Source organism: Shewanella psychropiezotolerans (assembly GCF_007197555.1).
Lineage (GTDB): Bacteria > Pseudomonadota > Gammaproteobacteria > Enterobacterales > Shewanellaceae > Shewanella > Shewanella psychropiezotolerans.
The window spans coordinates 4,004,119-4,024,471 of sequence record NZ_CP041614.1 but is presented as its reverse complement, the minus strand read 5'-3'; the positions used below and the strand labels follow the sequence as shown (position 1 = coordinate 4,024,471).

The 20,353-nt window shown below is 47.7% G+C and carries 13 protein-coding genes and 2 pseudogenes; 9 read left to right on the top strand and 6 right to left on the bottom strand.

The features are described from left to right. Positions 1 to 55 precede the first annotated feature (55 nt). Complete coding sequence (locus FM037_RS17900; RefSeq protein WP_144047095.1) at positions 56 to 649, bottom strand: hypothetical protein; 594 nt, start codon at positions 647 to 649, stop codon at positions 56 to 58. A gap of 97 nt (positions 650 to 746) precedes the next feature. On the opposite strand from FM037_RS17900, the gene FM037_RS17895 reads away from it, so the two are divergent. The 3 genes from FM037_RS17895 (at position 747) to lolE (ending at position 4,127) form a co-directional block, all read left to right on the top strand. Beyond that, positions 747 to 1,979, top strand: a complete 1,233-nt coding sequence (locus FM037_RS17895) for a lipoprotein-releasing ABC transporter permease subunit (protein WP_144047094.1) — start codon at positions 747 to 749, stop codon at positions 1,977 to 1,979. 101 nt (positions 1,980 to 2,080) lie between these two features. Next, positions 2,081 to 2,791 carry a lipoprotein-releasing ABC transporter ATP-binding protein LolD gene (gene lolD / locus FM037_RS17890; RefSeq protein ID WP_144047093.1) on the top strand — a complete coding sequence of 237 codons (711 nt, stop codon included), beginning with the start codon at positions 2,081 to 2,083 and terminating at the stop codon, positions 2,789 to 2,791. Between the two features lie 76 nt (positions 2,792 to 2,867). Continuing rightward, a complete protein-coding gene (gene lolE, locus FM037_RS17885) occupies positions 2,868 to 4,127 on the top strand; it encodes a lipoprotein-releasing ABC transporter permease subunit LolE (protein ID WP_144047092.1) in 1,260 nt (419 codons plus the stop codon). Positions 4,128 to 4,323: 196 nt separating this feature from the next. On the opposite strand, the gene FM037_RS17880 is transcribed toward lolE, so the two are convergent. Next, positions 4,324 to 4,836, bottom strand: a complete 513-nt coding sequence (locus FM037_RS17880; RefSeq protein WP_144047091.1) for a DUF2062 domain-containing protein — start codon at positions 4,834 to 4,836, stop codon at positions 4,324 to 4,326. Positions 4,837 to 4,867: 31 nt separating this feature from the next. Between FM037_RS17880 and FM037_RS17875 the strand changes: the two are divergent. From FM037_RS17875 to FM037_RS17850, 6 genes and pseudogenes are all read left to right on the top strand, one after another. Beyond that, positions 4,868 to 7,169 (top strand): annotated as a pseudogene (locus tag FM037_RS17875) (DNA internalization-related competence protein ComEC/Rec2). Between the two features lie 33 nt (positions 7,170 to 7,202). After that, a complete protein-coding gene (gene msbA, locus FM037_RS17870; protein WP_144047090.1) occupies positions 7,203 to 9,023 on the top strand; it encodes a lipid A export permease/ATP-binding protein MsbA in 1,821 nt (606 codons plus the stop codon). A 3-nt stretch (positions 9,024 to 9,026) separates the two neighbouring features. Then, positions 9,027 to 10,049, top strand: coding sequence for a tetraacyldisaccharide 4'-kinase (gene lpxK / locus FM037_RS17865; protein ID WP_144047089.1), 1,023 nt, complete (start codon positions 9,027 to 9,029; stop codon positions 10,047 to 10,049). After that, a complete protein-coding gene (locus tag FM037_RS17860; RefSeq protein ID WP_144047088.1) occupies positions 10,039 to 10,218 on the top strand; it encodes a Trm112 family protein in 180 nt (59 codons plus the stop codon). Before lpxK ends, FM037_RS17860 begins: the two co-directional genes overlap by 11 nt. 186 nt (positions 10,219 to 10,404) lie before the next feature. Next, entirely contained in the window at positions 10,405 to 11,127 is a 723-nt protein-coding gene (locus FM037_RS17855; RefSeq protein WP_144047087.1) for a BUD32 family EKC/KEOPS complex subunit, read from the top strand. A gap of 242 nt (positions 11,128 to 11,369) precedes the next feature. Next, positions 11,370 to 12,966: pseudogene (locus tag FM037_RS17850) on the top strand (M28 family metallopeptidase). Between the two features lie 56 nt (positions 12,967 to 13,022). Here the strand turns inward: FM037_RS17850 and FM037_RS17845 are convergent. The 4 genes from FM037_RS17845 to FM037_RS17835 all read right to left on the bottom strand — a co-directional run bounded on the left by FM037_RS17845 (position 13,023) and on the right by FM037_RS17835 (position 20,348). Next, positions 13,023 to 13,709 (bottom strand): MBL fold metallo-hydrolase, encoded by a 687-nt coding sequence (locus FM037_RS17845; protein ID WP_324617078.1) that lies wholly within the window; start codon positions 13,707 to 13,709, stop codon positions 13,023 to 13,025. Between the two features lie 26 nt (positions 13,710 to 13,735). Beyond that, positions 13,736 to 13,891: a hypothetical protein gene (locus FM037_RS30200; protein WP_324617077.1), complete on the bottom strand. Its 156-nt coding sequence runs from the start codon at positions 13,889 to 13,891 to the stop codon at positions 13,736 to 13,738. A gap of 134 nt (positions 13,892 to 14,025) precedes the next feature. After that, the gene (locus FM037_RS17840; RefSeq protein WP_144047086.1) at positions 14,026 to 17,082 is read right to left on the bottom strand and encodes an efflux RND transporter permease subunit; all 3,057 of its coding nucleotides are present in this window, start codon (positions 17,080 to 17,082) and stop codon (positions 14,026 to 14,028) included. Then, the gene (locus tag FM037_RS17835; RefSeq protein ID WP_144047085.1) at positions 17,079 to 20,348 is read right to left on the bottom strand and encodes an efflux RND transporter permease subunit; all 3,270 of its coding nucleotides are present in this window, start codon (positions 20,346 to 20,348) and stop codon (positions 17,079 to 17,081) included. Before FM037_RS17835 ends, FM037_RS17840 begins: the two co-directional genes overlap by 4 nt. Between the last annotated feature and the right edge of the window lie 5 nt (positions 20,349 to 20,353).

Here is a 20,353-nt window from a genome sequence, read left to right as displayed (position 1 = left end):
GCGTCAAAGATGCCTGATATTGTAGAGGCTTACAGCCTCTTGTGCTAGAGAAAACTTATGAGTTGGTTTTCGCCTGTTTACGCAATTTAAGCTGCTTTTGTTGCACGCTTAGACTGGCTTTGACCAATTGTTCCACATCAGTCTCCAATATTTGAGTAAACTCAAGACTGCTGATGTATTGGCAGCTAGCTTGATTGTCATCTGTATCTAACGGCTCAGAGACTGTGACTGTTACGAAGCATAACAGGGCGACTAACTCATCTCGAATGTGCAGAGTGATCTTAAATTGGTCATTTTCAACAAGCTGAGTATCGCTGATTATCCGTATGCCACTGCCGCCAAAGTGGGCGCCCCGATATTGTTTTCCTTCATGCTGCTCACGCTCTAACACATACTGCAGAACCAGATCTATCTTACGGGACTGGAGTTTGAGGTAATCCACCACAGTCTTAGCATCGTCGTCTAGGTGTCTCAGTTGCAATAAACAGTCAGATTCAAGGGTTTTGACTTCGTTGATGAGCAGCAAACCCGTAGGTAACATGGCTCTTAATTCGTATTCAGTGGGCAGAGCCTGTTCTTTCGGCCAAGGAGAAAGATAGGCGGTAAAGTCATGCTTCACACTAAAATAGGGAGTTGAGTCTGTGAACAAGGGATTTCCTCTTGTTTTTATATAGCTATTACCCCTATTATCGTGCGCATCTTAATGATTTAGCAAGGCTGATTATTTATTGGGCCTGTAGGACACTATGAATCTTGCGTTATCTTCACATATAGGCTTTCGTTATTGGCGTGCGAGAAAGGCTAATGGCTTCGCCTCTTTCATCACTTTTTTTGCGGTTTCCGGTATCTTACTCGGCGTGGCAGCGTTGATCATCGTCAGCTCTGTGATGAATGGACTCGAAGGTCAGTTGAAACAGCGCATATTAGGCGCTGTTCCTCAGTTGACGGTGCATTCGACAACACCTATCGAGCAGTGGCAGAGTAAGATTACCGAACTGAGCAAACTTCCGGGTGTTATCGGTGTCACTCCCAGCATATCCAATCAGGCCATGATCCAATCTAGCAGCAACATAAGTGCAATTCAGGTCTACGGCATTTACCCCAATTTTGAACATGATCTTTTAGCCAGTATGCAGCGCAGTTTTAACGGCAGTTTCGAACAGCTTGAAGCGGGCAAGTATCGCATCGTTTTAGGCTCATTGCTTGCGAGACGCCTGGATGTATCATCCGGTGATAAGGTGAGACTATTGAGCGGCGAAGGCGTCATCTATTCTCCCTTAGGTCCGGTGCCGAGTCAGAGAAGTTTTGTGGTTGCCGGTGTGTTTGAGATGGGATCTCAAGTCGATGCGAATCTGGCTTATGTCCATTATGAAGATGCCCAGAGACTGATGCGGCAAAAGCCCGGTGAGGTAAAGCATCTGAGGTTCTACCTCGATGATCCCTTCGATGCCGCCAATCTGAGTGCTGACGTGGTAGCCGAATTTAGCAAAGATGATCTTAAGGTCACGACCTCGGATTGGCGTGAAACCTATGGTCATCTTTTCGGTGCGGTGAAGATGGAGAAGAATATGATGTCTCTTATGCTAAGCCTCATCATCGCCGTCGCTGCATTTAACATTGTATCCGCCCTGGTGATGATGGTGGTCGACAAGACTAGCGACGTCGCCGTGCTCAAGACTCAGGGATTGATGACATCCGATGTGATGGGGATATTTATGATCCAAGGCTCGCTCAATGCCATCATAGGACTCGTTTTCGGTTTGGTCGTTGGGATCGCAATCACATTGAATCTCAATACCATCTTAAATACATTTGGCATCTCGGTGCTTGGGGCGGGTCAGTCTCTGCCTGTGCAACTGGAATGGAGCCAGATGAGTCTGATAGTCTTAGGCACCTTACTTATCTCATTTTTTGCCACCGTCTATCCGGCGATGAGAGCCGCCGGGGTACAGCCAGCCAATGCGCTAAGGCATGAATAAACACATTTTATGGATGCTAAGTTTAAGACATCTTAGATGCTACGTGGTCAATGACGTGGCTTGAATGAATTGAAAAATTAATGAATTGAAGAGCTAAAAAGATGCAAGAGTTATTACTGGAAGTAAAAGGTGTGACTAAGCGCTACCAAGAGGGCAGCGTCGATACTCAAGTGCTTAACAATATGGATCTACAGGTATTTAAAGGCGAGCAGCTGGCTATCGTAGGTACATCGGGTTCGGGTAAGAGCACGTTACTGCACATTATGGGAACCTTAGACAAGCCTTCGAGTGGCAGCGTGACTATGTTAGGAGAAGACCTCTATGCATTATCGAGTCGGCGACAATCGGAGATACGCAATCAAGATCTAGGTTTCATCTATCAGTTCCATCACCTGCTTCCGGAATTTACCGCATTGGAGAATGTTGCCATGCCGGCGCTAATTCATGGCGTGAAACGAGAATTGGCGCACCAAGATGCTAAGGCGCTACTCGAGCGAGTGGGGCTAGGCCATAGGCTAGATCACACTCCGTCGGAGATGTCTGGCGGTGAACGACAACGCACAGCCATTGCCAGAGCCTTGATCAATAAGCCCAAACTCGTGTTAGCCGATGAGCCTACGGGCAATCTGGATGCCGCAAGCGGCGAGGCGGTTTATGAGCTTATCCAGGAATTGGCGACTCAGTTAGGCACGGCATTTGTCGTGGTGACCCATGATAGTAAGCTCGCGTCCAGAATGGACAGACAGTTACACATGAAAGATGGCAACTTGTGTGTTTTAGACATAGCTCACCTCGCAAGTGAGGCTTCATGAGTCGTTTATTGTTATTTTGTGTGGGATGGCGCTTCTATCTCGCTGGTCAATCTGATCACGCCATAGGTGAAGCTTCATGAGTCGTTTATTGTCAATTTGGGTGGGGTGGCGCTTCTATCTCGCTCGTCAATCCAATAGCTTCATCAGCTTTATCTCCTTTGCATCTACCGCTGGGATAGCCTTAGGTGTTGCCGTATTAATCGTAGTGTTATCGGCGATGAATGGTTTCGAGCGAGAGTTAGAGAACCGATTACTCGGCGTGGTGGCCCATGGCGAGCTTACTGGCGTGAATGAGCCCATCGCTCATTGGCAGAAAATTGCCAATGATGCCGAGAAGATACCGGGTATATTGGCCTCGGCTCCTTTCATTCGACTCCAGGGCCTGGTGCAGAAGCCCGGTGGATTTCAAGGTCTGAGCGTCTTAGGCATAGACACAGAGAAAGAACAGAAGGTCTCTGTTATCTCGGACTTTATGTCTAAGGAAACCTGGTTGAAATTAGCCAAGGGTGATGAAAATAATATCGTGCTCGGTAAGGGGCTGGCCGACAGTCTGGGCTTGAGTGTCGGGGACTCCTTGAGTCTCTATATGCCAGATGTCTCACATCAGAGCCGAGAAAGCAAAAGGATTGCCTCGGCTAAGAGTCATCGCTTCGTGGTGGCTGGGGTGTTTGAACTCGGAGGTGAGCTGGATCTTACCACTGCCTATATTCCCATGAAGTATGCAGCTTCGATTTTAGGCATGGGGCAGGGGGTATCTGGGGTCAGAATTAAGGTTGAGCAGGTATTTGAAGCGCCTAGATTGATCAGGGAGCTTGGCTACAGCCAAGAGCAATATCTCTACCTCAGCGATTGGACTCGAACCCAAGGTAACCTTTATCAGGATATTCAGTTAGTCAGAGTCGTCATGTATTTGGTGCTTGCCCTGGTTATCGCTGTGGCCTGTTTCAACATAGTATCGACTCTGGTGATGGCGGTTCGCGACAAGCAGTCTGAGATAGCAATATTATTGACTATGGGCATGAAGCGGGCCTCTATCATGATGATATTTATCGTACAGGGTGCCCTTAACGGTGTTCTGGGTTGTGTTTTAGGCGGTGTGTTTGGAGCCATAATCGCAGATAATCTGAGCAGCATAGCCAAAGGTATCGAACACATCTTAGGAATAAAACTACTGTCCGCCGATGTCTATTTTATCGATTTTCTGCCTTCAGAGCTGCTCTTGTCAGATGTGTTTACTGTGTTGCTGCTCGCCTTCATCATGAGCCTGCTGGCAACTATTTACCCTGCCTGGAAGGCGAGTAAGACTCAGCCTGCAATAGCGCTAGCGGGACGATAAATAAATATCCTCCCAGGAAGGCGAGTGAAATACATGCACAATGGCACTCAAGGGGCGATAACAAGCCGTGATAGTGATAATTTCATGGTGATCATCGTATTGGGGGCGCCCAATGACGATGAGGGTAATCTCTCTCATGTCTCCCTTGCCCGGTTCAATGATGACAGGTCATTGAACTTTATCTGCACTTCAATTTTCACTTCAAACTGTTTCTGCTCTTCCATTTGAGCAAGATGGAATATCTCCACAGCGTCTTGATCAGGAAATAGCCAATTAAGGCAAACACACTTCCTAATACCAGGCAGCCCAACATGAAGGGCGGACCTATGGTAAATACGGATGCTTCCACCCATCTCCATGTTGCCTCGAATGCAAATTCTTGGGGCGGGTGGCTGAGTATCTTGGCTCCCAACAGGTAGGCTGCATAAAACATGAAGGGCATGGTAACCGGATTGGTTATCCATACCAGTGCGACAGCTATAGGTAAATTACAATTGAAAACAATGGCGAGCGCCGCCGCGAGTACCATCTGAAACGGCATTGGGAGCCAAGCGACAAAGAGGCCTACGGCGAAGGCCGTTGGGGCAGAGCGACGATTGAGTGCCCATAGATTCTCTTTATGTAACAGCTTGCCGAACATCTGCAAGTGTTTGTGATTCCGCAGAGTCTCAGGTTTAGGCATAAACTTTTCGATGAATTTTTTTGGCATAGATTGCAATTACTGTCTTAACTTATTCAGTATGAATCGATTTATGTTTGGCTTCAGCATTACCATTTTATCCAGTCTCTTGTGGCCGGTGTTACCATCAACTTCAGTATATATAGCCTCAGTCGTGGTTGGTATCATTGCGCTGAAACGAACTCCTGTTATTGCTGGAGTACTACTCGCGGTCGGGTGGATTTCACTTTTTGTTCAACTCTTATTGGTTGATGAACCACCTAACTCAGTACAAAACATCATCGTGAGGGGCGAAATCATAGCACTAGTTGGTTCAAACGGCGACTGGCTTAGTATGGATATTCGCCAATCAAATTTAAAAAGTGCATTTTTGCTATCTAAAGTACTCAGGTTGAGTTGGAAACAGCCCCCTAAATTGGCAATTGGTGAGCAATGGGAGTTGGTGGTAAAGCCCAAGCCCATCACCAGTGTATTAAACCAGGGGGGCTACAACCAGCAACGAAGTTTTTTTAGTCGACACATAGTGATGAAAGGCAATGTAAAATCAGGCATTAAGCTCGGAGAGGCCTTGTCCTTTCGCAGTAAAATAATCAAGAGCTTGAAACCTGAGTTGGCACATTTTGCTCACGGGGATCTGATGTTAGCGCTCTTGCTCGGGGATAAGAGCTTGATCGATAGCGAAAGATGGCGCTCATTAAGAGTTTCAGGCTCTGGACATCTGATAGCCATCTCTGGCTTGCATCTTTCTGTAGTCACCACCTGGGTATTTTTTCTCTCTCTGTTTTTACTGACACGTTTTAAGCCTAGCCTGAGTAGGAAAAACATATTGATAGCGGGCTTGTTATCGGCCGTCGCCGCCATCTTTTATGCTTACCTTGCGGGTTTTTCCCTGCCGACACAACGTGCCCTCATCATGTTACTCCTCTTGCTTACCATGGGTCTGATGAAGCGTTTCTCATCTTCTTGGGAACGTCTGCTTTATGCCCTGTTCCTTATTTTGCTCTTCGACCCTTTGGCTTGCATGAGTGCCGGTTTTTGGTTGTCATTTTCAGCCCTTGGGATCATTTTTCTTACGCTATCTTACTGGACAAGGCGCACACCGAATCATGAAGCTGACACTGGAACCCGGCTGAATGTGAAAAATAAACTCGCTATATTCTGGTCTGTGCAGTGGCGTTTAAGTTTAGGCTTAGGCCTTATCCAGGCTTTACTTTTCGGGGGAATTTCTGTTTATGGCTTGCTGTTCAATCTTGTCTTAGTACCTTGGTTTAGCCTGGTGGTTATCCCTCTTTCATTCCTATGCTTTTTAATATGGGCTGGTGGACACGTTTTTTTCGTGGAATTTCCGCAAATTTTTACTTTAGTCGATCTGAGCTTAGTGCCCATGAGCATGGGGTTTAGCATGATTGAATCTTTGCCCGGTGCATGGATAAGTGTTTCGGGCCAGACCATAGCTTGCCTCATTTTTTTTATGTTGGGGCTACTCCTGTTTCGGGTTTCACAGCAGAGATGGCGATTGGTCTCAATAATCTTATGTATGCCCCTACTGCTCAGTGTGCTGTTTGGGTTGCTTACTCCGGCCCGGAGTGAGTGGCGACTTCATCTATTGGATGTGGGGCAGGGGCTTAGCGCTGTTATTGAAAAATCAGGTAAGGCGCTGATATATGACACAGGCGCTGCCTATGGCACTAATTTCAGTTATGCCGAGAGGGTTATTCTCCCATTTCTGAGATATCGAGGCCTGGACTCTGTCGATTATCTGGTGCTCAGTCATAGCGATAACGATCATGCGGGCGGCGCTAAGCTATTGGTGGACAACTTTCCCCACGCCCGAGTCATTACTGATATGCCTGAGTATTCGCAGCTCGATTGCAGACCTAAGTCTTTGCTATGGCAAGGGCTCAAGCTAGAGATATTGGCACCAGAGATCCCTGAAGATGGCAATAATGGGTCTTGCGTGTTAAGAGTAAGCGATGGTAAACATCAATTGATGTTATCCGGTGATATCGAGAAAGAGGGAGAAGTTTTTGCTCTTAGATAGCCAGCAAACCTTGCTGAGTGAAGTTTTAGTGGTTCCTCACCACGGTAGCCGTACCTCTTCCACTACAGCTTTTATCAATCGAATTTCCCCACAATTAGTTCTGTTTCCTGCAGGGTTCAATAATCGTTATGGTTTCCCAAAGAAAGACGTGGTCGAGCGCTACTTGTCGAAGGGGGCACAGGTGTTGGTGACCGGGAGTGAGGGGCAGATTAGTGTGCTTTTTCGCCATGATGAACGGCGTGTCAGCACTTACCGCGGCGATCTGGCGCCTTTTTGGTACAACAGCTTGTTTAGGTTTGGTGAGAATAACAATACAGAGTAGAATGCCTCTTTTGAATTATGAATAGACTCGTTAATGACAAACTCTTCAAATCAAGAAGTCTGGACCGTATTTAAGCGCTTAATGGGCTATATTAAGCCATTGAAAGTCGTGTTTGGCTTCGCTGTTCTTGGCTTGTTCATGTACGCCGCAGTAGATGCCACCTTTATCGCCGTGATTAAACCCTTTATCGATGGCGGCTTCGGTGGTCAGGTAAGTCAGGTCACTTCATCATCGGGTGTTGCCAATATTGATCTGGGTACAAGTGATGGTTTTGGCGCATCGAGTGATGTGCTGATGATGGCACCCATCGTCGTCATCGTACTGTTTAGCCTACGTGGCTTGGCAAATTTCCTGTCTACTTATTGCATCTCTTTCATGAGTGCACGCCTCATCATGGATCTGCGTCAAGAGGTGTTCGAGCATTACCTCACCCTTCCTGTGAGTTACATTGATAGGGAAAACTCAGGTAATCTCATCTCCCGAGTTACCTATGATACCGAGCAGATAGCTCGTGCTACAGGTAGCGCGCTGATCACCATAGTCAGAGACAGCATCACTGTGGTCGGCATGCTTGCTATCATGTTCTTCTATTCCTGGAAGCTATCTCTTTGTATCTTTGTCATCGGCCCTATCATAGGTTTGATCATCTCCATCGTCAGTAAACGTTTTCGTAAGGTGTCTAAACGAATACAAGCCGCGATGGGCGGTGTGACCGCGGCAACTGAGCAGATGATCAAAGGTCATAAAAATGTATTGGCATTTGGCGGACAGGAAGCCGAATCTGAGCGTTTCGCTCTGGTTAATGAGCAAAACCGATACCAAAATATGAAACTGGCTCTGGCGCAATCTATCAGCCAGCCACTGGTTATGGTGATTGGCTCTTTTGCTCTGGCCTTTGTTCTGTATGCTGCAAGTTTCGAGGGGATGCAAGAGGAGCTAACGGCGGGAACATTCGCCACGATTCTCGGTGCCATGCTGGCCATGTTACAGCCGATCAAGAGTCTGACGCGCGTCAATGCCGAGTTTCAGCGAGGTATTGCCGCCTGTACCACAGTGTTTGAACTCTTAGATACTAAATCCGAAGTCGACAATGGCACCTATCAAGTCGAGCGCGTCAAAGGTGAGCTTAGATTTAATCAGGTGAGCTTTCGCTACCCCACTCAAGAGAAGCTTGCGCTGAATAAAATCGACTTTTCTGTCAAGCAGGGCCAGACCATAGCCTTAGTCGGGCGCTCCGGTTCGGGTAAGTCGACGATAGCGAGTCTGATCACCCGTTTCTATACTGGCCTCGAAGAGGGAAGTATAGAGCTTGATGGTGTTAACATCGATGACTTCGGGCTCAAGAGTCTTCGCAGTCAAGTTGCCTTGGTTTCGCAGCAGGTGACCCTGTTTAACGATACCATAGGGAATAACATCGCCTATGCCTACCCAGGGGAAGTGACACAAGAGCAGATAATTGAGGCGGCAACCTTGGCACACGCCATGGAGTTTATCGAGTTGCTGCCAGAAGGGCTCGATACTCAAGTGGGCGAGAATGGTGTCTTGCTCTCTGGTGGTCAGAGACAAAGAATTGCCATCGCTCGGGCTATCTTGCGTAACTCACCGGTACTCATACTCGATGAGGCAACGTCGGCCCTGGATACCGAGTCAGAGAAAGCCATTCAATTGGGACTGGATAACTTGCGTCATAACCGAACCTCGATAGTGATTGCTCACAGACTGTCGACTATCGAATCTGCGGATCAAATTTTAGTGATAGATCAAGGTGTGGTAGTAGAGCGGGGCGATCATCTGTCTCTGCTAGCTCAAGATGGCGTATACGCGAACTTGTATAAAATGCAGTTTAGCAGTTAAGTCATGCAAGCATTTGCCAATAAACTTTGGTATCCGGACAAGGATGCTCATCCGGTGTTTAGACTGCTTAAGTATCTTTTATTGCCATTGACCTTACTGTTTTGGGTGGTGAGCCTTATCAGGCGCTCACTGTTCAAGTCGGGCCTGAAACAGAGCCATAGCCTCCCAGTGCCAGTTATCATTGTCGGTAATATCACAGTAGGAGGCAGTGGTAAGACGCCCACAGTCCTTTATCTTATCGAGGTGCTACGGAAACATGGCCTAAAGCCAGGCGTGATCAGTCGCGGCTACGGGGTTAAGTTTGAAGGCGTAAAGAGAGTCGAGCCACAGATGCAAGCAGCGGAAGTGGGGGATGAGCCTGCCATGATAGTCGCCAGAACTGGCGTGCCTATGGTGATCGGGGCCGATAGAGTGAAGGCGGCGGAAAAGTTGCTTGCCGATACCCATGTTGATGTGATCATCAGTGATGACGGTCTGCAGCACTATCGACTCGGGCGGGACATAGAATTACTCATTCTCGATGGTGAGCGCAGATTTGGTAATGGCATGCTGTTACCTTCGGGACCTCTACGAGAGGGACGCTGGCGAGCTCAGTCTGTTGACTTTATCTTAGTCAACGGCCAAGCAGGGGATAATGAGCTTCAGATGGAGCTCCTGCCTCAAGGTATCTTTCCTGTATCGCCATCTTCCAAGCATACTTATGAGCCTACACCTGTGGTTGCCGTCGCTGGAATAGGTAACCCGCAACGCTTCTTCAATACTCTAGATGAGCAAGGGCATACCGTCATTAAGACACATGGTTTTGAAGACCATCAGAAGTTCACTCTCGATGCCCTGATTCAGGTGGCGGGTGAACAGCCCATATTGATGACAGAGAAAGATGCAGTTAAGTGTCGCGGTTTTGCAAAAGATAACTGGTGGTATCTTGCGGTTGATGCCAAGCTACCCACAAGATTTGAAGCGGATCTCATGGACAAGGTTCATGGAGCCATGAAAAAGAAACAAGGAAAATCAGATGGCGTTTGATAGAAAATTATTAGAAATTGTTGCTTGTCCGGTCTGTAAAGGAAAGCTGGATTACGATAAAGCCAAGCAACAGTTGATCTGTAAGGCTGACCGTCTGGCCTATGCCATTAACGATGGCATACCTGTACTGCTGGAAAACAAGGCTGAGCCTTGGCAAGACGAGGCATAAACTTAATAAGCCATTGTCTATGCAATATTAACGCTCCTATAATGGAGCGTTTTTTATGGTGCTTCCTTCACTCTAAGCCCGTTTAGATGTTGCTTGCTTGAGCTGTTACACCTCATTTCACTAATTCAGATTGCTTTAATTAACCCATATCTCCATAATCATCTGTCACTTTTTTGGAGCTATCGCGTGCCTGAACAAACTTTCGAAGCTGTCGTTGGAAAAATATTGAACGATAACCAAGGGACCCGAGTTCTCAAGTTTGAACATCAAGGTCAATTCTATTGGCTTAAACAAGCGGAAAAACTGACGGGTGCGATGCGATTTCTCAAGCAGAGTCCTGCTAAGGCATTGAAAATTGAAGTTGAAACATTAGCCATGCTCGCCAGTAAAGGTGCACAGGTGCCTCGGCTTATGTGTTCATCAGCAGATTATTTTGTTATTGCCGATGTCGGGCCGACGATCAGTTCCTGGCTCAGTGATAAGACCTTGACTCAGGAAGAAAAACAGCAGATCTTGAATGATAGTGCCACTGCTTTGGCTAACCTACATACGCTAGGACTCGCTCACGGTCGACCGGCCTTGAGAGACATCAGTTGGAGTGAAGGCCTGGTACATTTCATTGATTTTGAAGCCAGTCAGAACAGTAAAGATATCGCCTATCAGCAGAGACGCGATCTACTCGTGTATATTCATAGCCTGTATCGATATATGGGACCGGAACACGAGATGATAACCCCGGCTATCCAAGCCTATCGAGATGCGGGTGGCGAAGCTATCTGGCTGAATGCAAAACAATGGCTCACTCCCTGGCAGTGGATTTATCCAGGCTTGAGACTGTTTAAAGATATCGGCGGCAAAGATCTGCGGCCCATGTACTGGTTGTTATGGCACTTTAGGCAGGTAGCATAATTTCCCTGTTCCATTTCACGGCTTAAGTTTCTAGCCCAATTTCCCGACTCAGCTTCCCTGCTTAGTATTAGGGGGGATGTCATGATTCCCCCAACTCACTCCACCAATCGTGTCGAATTTACCGAGCTCGACATCAACAATCTTCCTTGAATTAATCATTTGTGCCCTAAGCTATTGTCCTGATGGGGGCGATATCCTAAACTTGCTTTTTCTGATAAATAAAAAATATAAAAGGACTATTGGTGAAAAAATACATTTTAGGGGCCGCGATTTGTTCGTCTTTGTTAGCGTTTCCCGCCATATCACAGCAAGATGAGTTCTCGTTTGACCCAATACAGTATCGAGAAGATGTTCGGGTGCTTGCTAGCGATAAGTTTGGCGGCAGAGCGCCCTTGTCTGAAGGAGAGGCCTTAACCTTAGATTATCTGGTTAATTCATTTAAGAAGATAGGATTGGAGCCGGGTTATAAGGGCAGTTATTTGCAAGCTGTTCCCTTGGCCGAGATCAGCGCCGATGCGGATATGACTCTCAGTATAGAGGGGATGACGTTTAGCCAAGGCGATCAGTTTACTGCCAGAACCCAGAGAATAGTCGATCAAGTTGAACTCAAGAGTAGTGAACTGGTGTTTGTTGGTTATGGCATCAATGCTCCCGAGTATGCTTGGGATGATTATCAAGGTATAGATGTGAAGGGTAAAACTGTCATCGTCTTAGTCAATGACCCAGGTTTTGCGACTCAAGATGACGACTTGTTTAAAGGCAATGCCATGACCTATTACGGCCGTTGGACCTACAAGTATGAAGAGGCTGCCAGACAAGGCGCCGCTGGCGTATTTATCGTTCATGAAACCGCTCCGGCAGCCTATGGCTGGGGGTGGTGCAAAATTCGAATACCGGCAGTAAATTTACCTTAATTGATGATAATAATAATCAGGGTCAAGTCGGGGTCATGGGCTGGGTACAGCATGACGTTGCCAGGCAAATTTTTGCTAAGGCAGATCTCAATTATGAAACCTTGAAGCTAGCTGCCAGCAAGCCAGGTTTCAAAGCCGTCGATCTCAAGATGAAGGCAAATCTGCTGCTGAAAAATACCTTAGTGATGGCCGAGTCTTTTAATGTTATGGCCAAACTGCCCGGCAGCAATAAGAGTGATGAGACGCTTGTCATGCATGCCCATTGGGATCATCTGGGCACTAAGCTAGATGCAGAAGGAAATAAGCAGATATTTAATGGCGCTGTTGACAATGCTTCTGGCGTCGCCGGGGTACTCGCTTTAGCCAAGGCCTTTAAGGCAAAGGCTGATAAAACACCTTTTAAACGAGATATTTTATTTACCAGCTTCACGGCAGAGGAAACCGGACTCATCGGCGCTCAGCATTTTGCCCAAAATCCACCGGTACCCACTAAAGATATCGTTGCTTTTCTCAATATCGATGGCATGAATGTCAACGATGGCGTGGATTATATCTTAGGTTATGGCCAAGGTGTATCTGAACTAGAAAACTACTTAAAAGATGCCAGCATGGCGCTGAAACGCCATGTTAAAGCCGATCCTCGTCCGCAAAATGGCTTGATGTACCGTTCTGATCATTTTGCATTGGCTCAGCAAGGCGTTCCTGGCCTGCTGTTTATGAGTTTAGGCGATACTGATCCCGATTATATCGTTCACAAATACCATAAAGGCGAAGATGATTATGATAATACTTGGTCTCTTGGGGCGTAAGACAAGATTTACAGCTAATCGGTGATATTTTGGCGCGTCTCGCTAATGATCAAGATTGGCCTGGTTGGCTCGAAGACTCTGATTTTAAAGCCAGGCGCGCAGAAGATGGTCGATAAGCTGCCTAGCTCAAGTTTATAATCCATCAAGAAACACAGAAGCTTGTGTTTCTTGATTACTGTTTCAGCCCTTCGTATAGAGTGTTGATCCATTTATCCTCGGTGATGAAAGACCAGCTCCAGTCAATTTTACCTTTTGGGATGCCTTCAAGCTGTATCTGTTCCAGACTCATCCCCGATGAAAGCTTGCTCTCCATCCAATTAATCGACTTGTCTAGCATATGCTTGAAGCGAACCAGATCGTTTTTAGTGGCCAGTTCGCCGTGACCCGGGATGACCTTAGTGTCCTTGTTTATCTTGCGGATCATGCTGGCTACATTGTCACGATAGCCTTTCACCGAGCCTCCGGTTGTCAGATCTATGTAAGGAAACCTGTTTTTGAAGAAAAGATCCCCCATATGGATCACGCTCTTATCTTCCCATAAGACTACGCTGTCTCCATCTGTGTGACCGGGCCCCATATGGATCAAATGCAGTGTGTCACCATTAAAATGTATGCTGGTTCCCTCATGATAGGTGACCGAAGGTAATCCTGCCGTCTTATAGCTGGTGTCTCCTGTGAGGCGTTTCAACACGTTGTGATGGGCGAAGATAACGCTATTCATGCCGAACAGGTTATTGCCGCCAGTGTGATCGCCGTGATAGTGGGTATTCACCACATACTTAGGCAGGCCAGGTTGAATGCCTGATAGGGCGGCAATAATTTTACCGGACAGGGGGGCAAATTGATTATCTATGATCAAGAGTCCGTCTCTGCCTGCAGAGACTCCTATGTTGCCCCCGAACCCGTCAACATATAGCTGGTTTCAGAGAGCTTTATTTTGTTGATTTCCACATCACTGAACCTATCAGCGAAGGAGAATTGAGATAGTAAGAGGCCCAATATCAGAGCGTTGGCCTTGAGTAGGTTTGTTGGTAGTGCCATCTGTTACCTCTGTTATTATTTTCATAAGTTAACTGTTTGTTGTTATTGTTAATAAGATACCTGTAAAAGTAAGGGGCTGCAATTGCAGCCCCTTATTCAATTTACTCGCAAATCTCATTTTATAAATGGTTTGCTCAATATGCCCAAGGCATGAGCCTTCTCGAAAGGCTATTTGCACGACCTAAGCGTACGGCTGCGTTGTAGCGCATTCTATATAGGGCTTGATAACACAGGGGCACCAGATAAAGACTGGTCACGGTAGAAAATGTTAAGCCGCTTATGATAGCAATGGCCATGGGTGAATATGATGGACCCCCTCCACCTAGCTGAGTATCACCCAGTGCCAGCGGCAGTAAACCCAGTACTGTGGTGCCGACAGTCATAAGCACAGGGCGAAGACGTGAAATACACACCTGACTGATTTCTCCCGATAGCTTGTCGAGTGCCGGCTCTTTCTGATTAATCTGATCCACCAGTACTATGCCGTTGTTCACCACGATACCCATTAAGATCAATATGCCTATCATGACCATGACGCCCATAGGTGTGCCGGTAAATAGCAAGCCCCAAAACACGCCTGTGATGGAAAACAGGATCGAGGTGATGATGGCTGTCGGTAGCAGTAAAGATTCGAACAGAGCCGCCATCACTATGTAGATCATGGCTAAGGCCAGCAGCATGTTGGTCGCCATTACCGCCTGATCTTCATCTTGTTTCTCGAAGCCTCCCCTGAGTGAATAGCCATATCCCGCAGGGAAATTCACCGTCTCCATCACTTGAGTTATCTTTTCCTGTGCCTCTTCTGTGGTGAGATCATCTAAGTTTGCGCCGATAGACAAGGCCGTCTGTCTGTCATAGTGGCGAATGGTATCGAATCTTGGCGAGATGGTGATACTCGCTAAGCTATCTAAGGTATAGACCCGGTTATCGATTCTGATCACAGGAAGCTGTTTTAATCTCTCCAGCGACAGGCGCCATTCTTGCTCGAAGGACATCTCGATGCGTAACTCGCCATTGGGATCATGACGAAAAGATCTAAGTTGGCTGCCTCTTAAGGCCATAGAGATACTGGAAGCGATTTCGTTGAGCTTGAGATCGAGTCTGGCAGCCATCTGCCTGTCAATCTGGATCACCACCTCCTGCTGAGCCCCGCTGAGTTCTGACCTCACATCCGTTAAGCCTTCAATCTCAGACAGAAGCGGGATCACTCTTTGACTTATCTCGATAAGATCACTGGTGGAGCGTCCGGTCAGGGTCACTCTTAAGCCATTGTTACCGCCGCCCCAACCAAATTGGGGCTTGGCGATGGAGAACTTAGGGAAGCCTTCACGTATGACTTGCTTTAGATCCTTCATGTCGACTTGGGTATCTTGTTTCAGGATTAGGGTCGATTGGCCGCGGTCGGGTGCGTAGTAGCTATAGACAGAGTCGATATGGAATTTATCTTTATTGGCATAGAGATAGGTCTCCATTTTAGTGATCATCGCCTCGGTGACGTCGAGATTGTGTCGTCCCTCAACCTGATAGTTGATGTAGAGTTTATTGTTGCCCTCACCATCGGATTGATCTTGATTGACCATGCTTAAGGGCAGGGCAGTGGATGCCAAAATGATGAGAGATATTACACCTGAGGTACGTGGCCTGGTTAAGATCCAATCCAGACTCTTGTGATAGTAGGTCTGCAGTTTGCTCTCTTTATCTTTGGTTTCGACCTCTATGTTCATCTTACTGAGCATCAGTGGCAGTAAGGTTTTCGCGACCAAAAGTGACGCTGCCAGAGAGATACAGATAGCGATGGCCACATGCTCCAGGAAGATGGTCAATTCGACTTTTACGCCGAAGATGTTGGGCAGAAATACGATGCCAGTGGTGAGTGTACCGGCGAGGACCGCCAGTGACACCTTGTTCACCCCGGTCAGTACCGCAGAATCAGACTCTTTGCTGGAGCTTGAGCCCTTGGCTTGTTTCTCCTGTAATACGCTCTCGGTGACGACCACGGCATTATCTATAAGCATGCCGACGGCGAGTAACAAGCCCATCATGGAGAGAATGTTGAGGCTATACCCTAACAGGTACATGGCGGCCAATGTCATACAGATAGAGATGGGGACAGAGGTCACCACCACTAAAGTCATCTTCAGGTTTCTGAGAAACAGATACAGGACAGCAAAAGAGAGCAGGCCACCTATTAGGCCGGCGGTCAGGAGATCGTTCAATGACGATGTGACCCCATAAGCCTGATCTTCCATGACGAATAACTTGATGCCGTCAAACTGCTCGTCTTGCTTGGCAGCCTCGATGACCTTCATCACTCTTGCAGACACATCGACCAGGTTAGCGCCCGACTCCTTGAAAACGTCCAAGCCTACCGCGTAGTTCTTGTCTAAGTGCCTGCCATCTAAACGCTCGGGAAGCGAGAAGCTGATAGTGGCGATATCGCCAAGCGTGATACCAGGTTTAAGCACAACGGCGTTAATATCATCTAAGTTTCTAAATTCTCCCTTAGGAGAGACTTGATAGACTCGCGAGTTGGCTCTCAAGATCCCCGCGCTGACGATAAAATTTTCCTGTTGCAGGCGCTGCTGAAGATAGGGGATAGAGATCCCACTGGCCGACAACTTATCGGCATTTATCCTGATCTCAATCTGCTTCTGTTCGACGCCGTATAGCGTCACCTGAGAAACACCTTCGACTCGCTCCAGCGGACGTTTAAGCTGCTTATCGAGCAGGTCAAATGCTCCGGATAGCTCGCGGTCGCTGGATATTCTTAAATTTAGCACCGGCATATCTGCGGTTGAGAACTGCCTGATAAAGACACGCTCAACATCTTTTGGCAGCAGGTGTCTCACTGCATCGATTTTTTCTCTGGCCTCTAAGCTTTTAGTGGCGACGTTCTCTCCCCACTTCATTCTGAGCTCAATTTCGGCGCCATTTTGTGAAGAGCTGGATCTCAGCTCTTCTATTCCGCCCATGGTGGCTAACGATTCCTCCAAAATACTGGTGATATCACGCTCGACTTCGGCCGGAGTGGAGCCCTTGTAAGGCACCTCTATGTTCACCTGAGGCATATCTATGCCAGGAAACATCTCTAAAGGCAGCAAGCGACTCGAAGCCAAACCAAATAAGAGAATGGCGACGAAAAACATGCTGGTGGTTACCGGCCTTGAAATGGCTAATCGGGTGAGGTTCATGCCTGACCTCCTTCACTCGCGAGCTGTGCGTCTTGCGCCTCTTTGCTCTCTGCTGGGGCATATTGCTTACGATCGAACAGGGCGTACAGCACAGGTATCACCACTAAGGTGAGTAGAGTCGATAAGATCAGACCGAATATTACTGTGATCGCCATAGGTGCGCGGACCTCAGATCCATCGCCCAATCCGAAGGCCATGGGGGACAGGCCTAAGGCTGTCGTCATGGTGGTCATGATAATGGGACGTAAACGAGACTTGGCCGCTTCAGATATGGCCGCCATCTTCTCTTTGCCCTCCTGGCGTAGCTGGTTAATGCGATCCACCAGTACGATGGCATTGTTGACCACTATGCCGGCCAGCATGATGAGTCCGATGAACACCACCACACTCAAATGGGTACCAGTTACATACAGGCCCAATATGCTGCCACCGACCGCCATAGGCACGGCAAACAGAATAAGCAGAGGGTGCAGCAGTGATTCAAACTGACTGGCCATGACCAGATAGACTAAGAATATGGCTAACACTAAGGCTATCTGCAGCGACTGGAATGAGTGTTCCATCTCCTCATTCTGGCCACCAAATCTGGCCTGAATCGAGGTTGGCAGTGTCTGCTTGGCTAAGATGTTTCTGGCTTCCAATACGGCTTCATTGAGATCCCCATAGGCTAAATTCGCTGAGACAATGGCGACCCTTTGCTGGCTGATTCGATTGATGGCCGAAGGACCTAGCTTGAGTGTCACATCGGCAACGGCACTGAGTGCTATTGGGTAGCTGCTATCTGGGTTGATGATCATGGCGCCGATATCGCTTATCTGATCGCGCTCATCTATCTCGCTTCTTACCAGGATATCGACTTTACGATCTCTCACCGTGTATTGGCTGGCAACGGTACCACCAATTCTCTGAGCGATACGATTTGCCACGGTTGGTGCATTCATGCCCAGTGCCGCCAAGCGCTGATGGTCGAAGCGAATACTGATCTCAGGTTGGCCATCTCTTAAGCTGGACTTAAGATCTGCAAAGCGGTCTGAGTCTGATAATGCGTCGACTAAGTCATTAGCCGTTTGCTTTAATTGAGTCAGATCATAACCAATCAGCTCAATTTCCAGTGGCGTCTTGAAACTAAAGAGCTCAGGGTGTTGTATCTGAGCCTCCAGCTCAGGAATACGCATCGCTGTGGTACGTAGTACAGATGCGACGGCATCGAAGGCATCAGGATCTGCTAGCACGACTTGCAAGCGTCCCCAGTTTTCACCACCACGAGAGGTATCCGATGTCATCAAGCCGCCACTTCCCGCCTGACTATAAGCATGCTTAACATCTTCCCTGCCTTTTATCGAAAGGGCGAGTCGACGCAGTATCTTGTCAGTCTCTGATACTTCGGTTCCTGGTGGCAGAAGGATCTCGACATAGAATTCACCTTGGTTCATTGGGGGAATAAGCTCCATTCCCAATTTAGGCACTAATGAGGCCGCCCCTAAGGTGACTAGGATAGCGATTGACAGAGTCATGACTTTGAATCTAAGCGCCAAGGCGAGTAGGAGATGATAGAGGATTTCCAGTTTATGATAACACCAGTTAAATCCTTGGCTCAGGGGGCGCATAAACAGCCCGGTGAACCACGACAGTAGGCGACCAAACATAAGCGCTAAGGTTAACAGGGCACTGGGTAAGTAACTGAATAAGACGATAAAGGGAAAAGAGAAAACCGTGGCACTGTAGTGTGTTAACTTGCCCATTTTAGTCTCAGGTGTTGGCTTCTTCTCTTTAGCGAGTAGAGGAGGCAGAGACTTTATGCCTTCTCGAGATGCCAACATAGGAATGGTGGTAAGCGCGACCAGAAGCGAGGCTAACAGCGCGAAGGTGACTGTCAAAGCCTGATCCGAGAACAGGGCGCCAGCAACACCATCGACGAAGACCAGAGGGACAAAGACGGCGAGTGTGGTCAGTGTCGAAGCAAATATCGCCCCGGAGACCTCTTTAGTTCCAGTTACAGCCGCTTCGAGCTTACTCATGCCAAGCGAGCGACAGCGATCTATGTTTTCGAGTACCACAATAGCGTTGTCGACAAGTAACCCCACAGCCAGTGCTATTCCGCCCAGTGACATGATGTTTAAGCTGATATCGGCAAAATACATCATGTTAAATGTGGCGATGACCGAGAATGGAATCGAGATAGAGATGATCAAGGTAGGAATAATATCTTTCAGAAATAGATAGATGATCAACATAGAGAGCAAGCTACCTATCAGTGCGGACGATGTCACTTCACTCACTGCACTCTCAATAAATTCCGATTGATCGTAGATAACGGTTAATTCTGATTTTACCTGGTTAGCATTTAACTCTTTGAGCGCCGCGTTGACTTTTCTGGCCACGGCTACGGTATTCGCATCTCCTTCCTTGTAAATTGCTAGCTCGATAGATTCTTGATCACCAATGCGGGTGATATCGTTACGCTCCTTATGGGCATCGACAATGTCGGCAACCTCAAATAGCCTGACCAATGTCTGAGCGTCGCGATACACGATGATCTCACCCAGCTCTTCCAGAGAGTTGAACTGGTTAAGGGTGCGCACCAAATATTCTTTATCTCCCTGGACCACTTTACCCGCAGACAGATTAATATTTTCTTCGGCGATACGATTACGTATTTTATCGGCGTTTAGATTGAGCTGAGTCAGTTTTTCTTGATTGAGCAGAATGTGCACTTCTTGCTGTAGACCGCCCGAGAGTCTGACGGCGGCAACACCGGTTAAGGACTCGAGTTGGCGTTTTAATTCCTCTTCGGCGTAAGTGCGCATCTGCTTGAGCTCGTTATCGCTGGCGTCGGGAACCGATAAGGCGAGGCGAACGATAGGATCAAGGTTTGGATTAAATCTAAGCAGTAGCGGTTTCTTTACATCGAGAGGCAAGATAATCGTGTCCAGTTTTTCCCGAACATCCAGGCTGGCCATGTCCATGTCAGTGCCCCATTCGAACTCAAGCACCACATCAGACATACCTGAACGTGATATTGAACTGATTTTTCTTAAGCCCTTTACGATACCCGCCGCTTCTTCGATGGGTTTAGAGACTAGCTGCTCGATTTCGACTGGGGCCGCGCCCACATACAGAGTTCGTATGGTTATCGTGGGGTAACTCAAGTCAGGCAGGAGTTTGACTGCCAGACGTGAGAAACCCACCATGCCGAACAGGATCACTGCCAACATGAACATCCATACTGTGACCGGGCGTCTTACCGATGTTGTTATTATAGACATAGTTC

Excerpts from the sequence above, each read along its gene's own strand:
- FM037_RS17840 (WP_144047086.1), bottom strand. The coding sequence starts at position 17,082 with ATGAACCTCACCCGATTAGCCATTTCAAGGCCGGTAACCACCAGCATG.
- FM037_RS17860 (WP_144047088.1), top strand. The coding sequence starts at position 10,039 with ATGGCGTTTGATAGAAAATTATTAGAAATTGTTGCTTGTCCGGTCTGT.
- FM037_RS17895 (WP_144047094.1), top strand. The coding sequence starts at position 747 with ATGAATCTTGCGTTATCTTCACATATAGGCTTTCGTTATTGGCGTGCG.
- FM037_RS17880 (WP_144047091.1), bottom strand. The coding sequence starts at position 4,836 with ATGCCAAAAAAATTCATCGAAAAGTTTATGCCTAAACCTGAGACTCTG.
- lpxK (WP_144047089.1), top strand. The coding sequence starts at position 9,027 with ATGCAAGCATTTGCCAATAAACTTTGGTATCCGGACAAGGATGCTCAT.
- lolD (WP_144047093.1), top strand. The coding sequence starts at position 2,081 with ATGCAAGAGTTATTACTGGAAGTAAAAGGTGTGACTAAGCGCTACCAA.
- FM037_RS30200 (WP_324617077.1), bottom strand. The coding sequence starts at position 13,891 with ATGGCACTACCAACAAACCTACTCAAGGCCAACGCTCTGATATTGGGC.
- msbA (WP_144047090.1), top strand. The coding sequence starts at position 7,203 with ATGACAAACTCTTCAAATCAAGAAGTCTGGACCGTATTTAAGCGCTTA.
- lolE (WP_144047092.1), top strand. The coding sequence starts at position 2,868 with ATGAGTCGTTTATTGTCAATTTGGGTGGGGTGGCGCTTCTATCTCGCT.
- FM037_RS17835 (WP_144047085.1), bottom strand. The coding sequence starts at position 20,348 with ATGTCTATAATAACAACATCGGTAAGACGCCCGGTCACAGTATGGATG.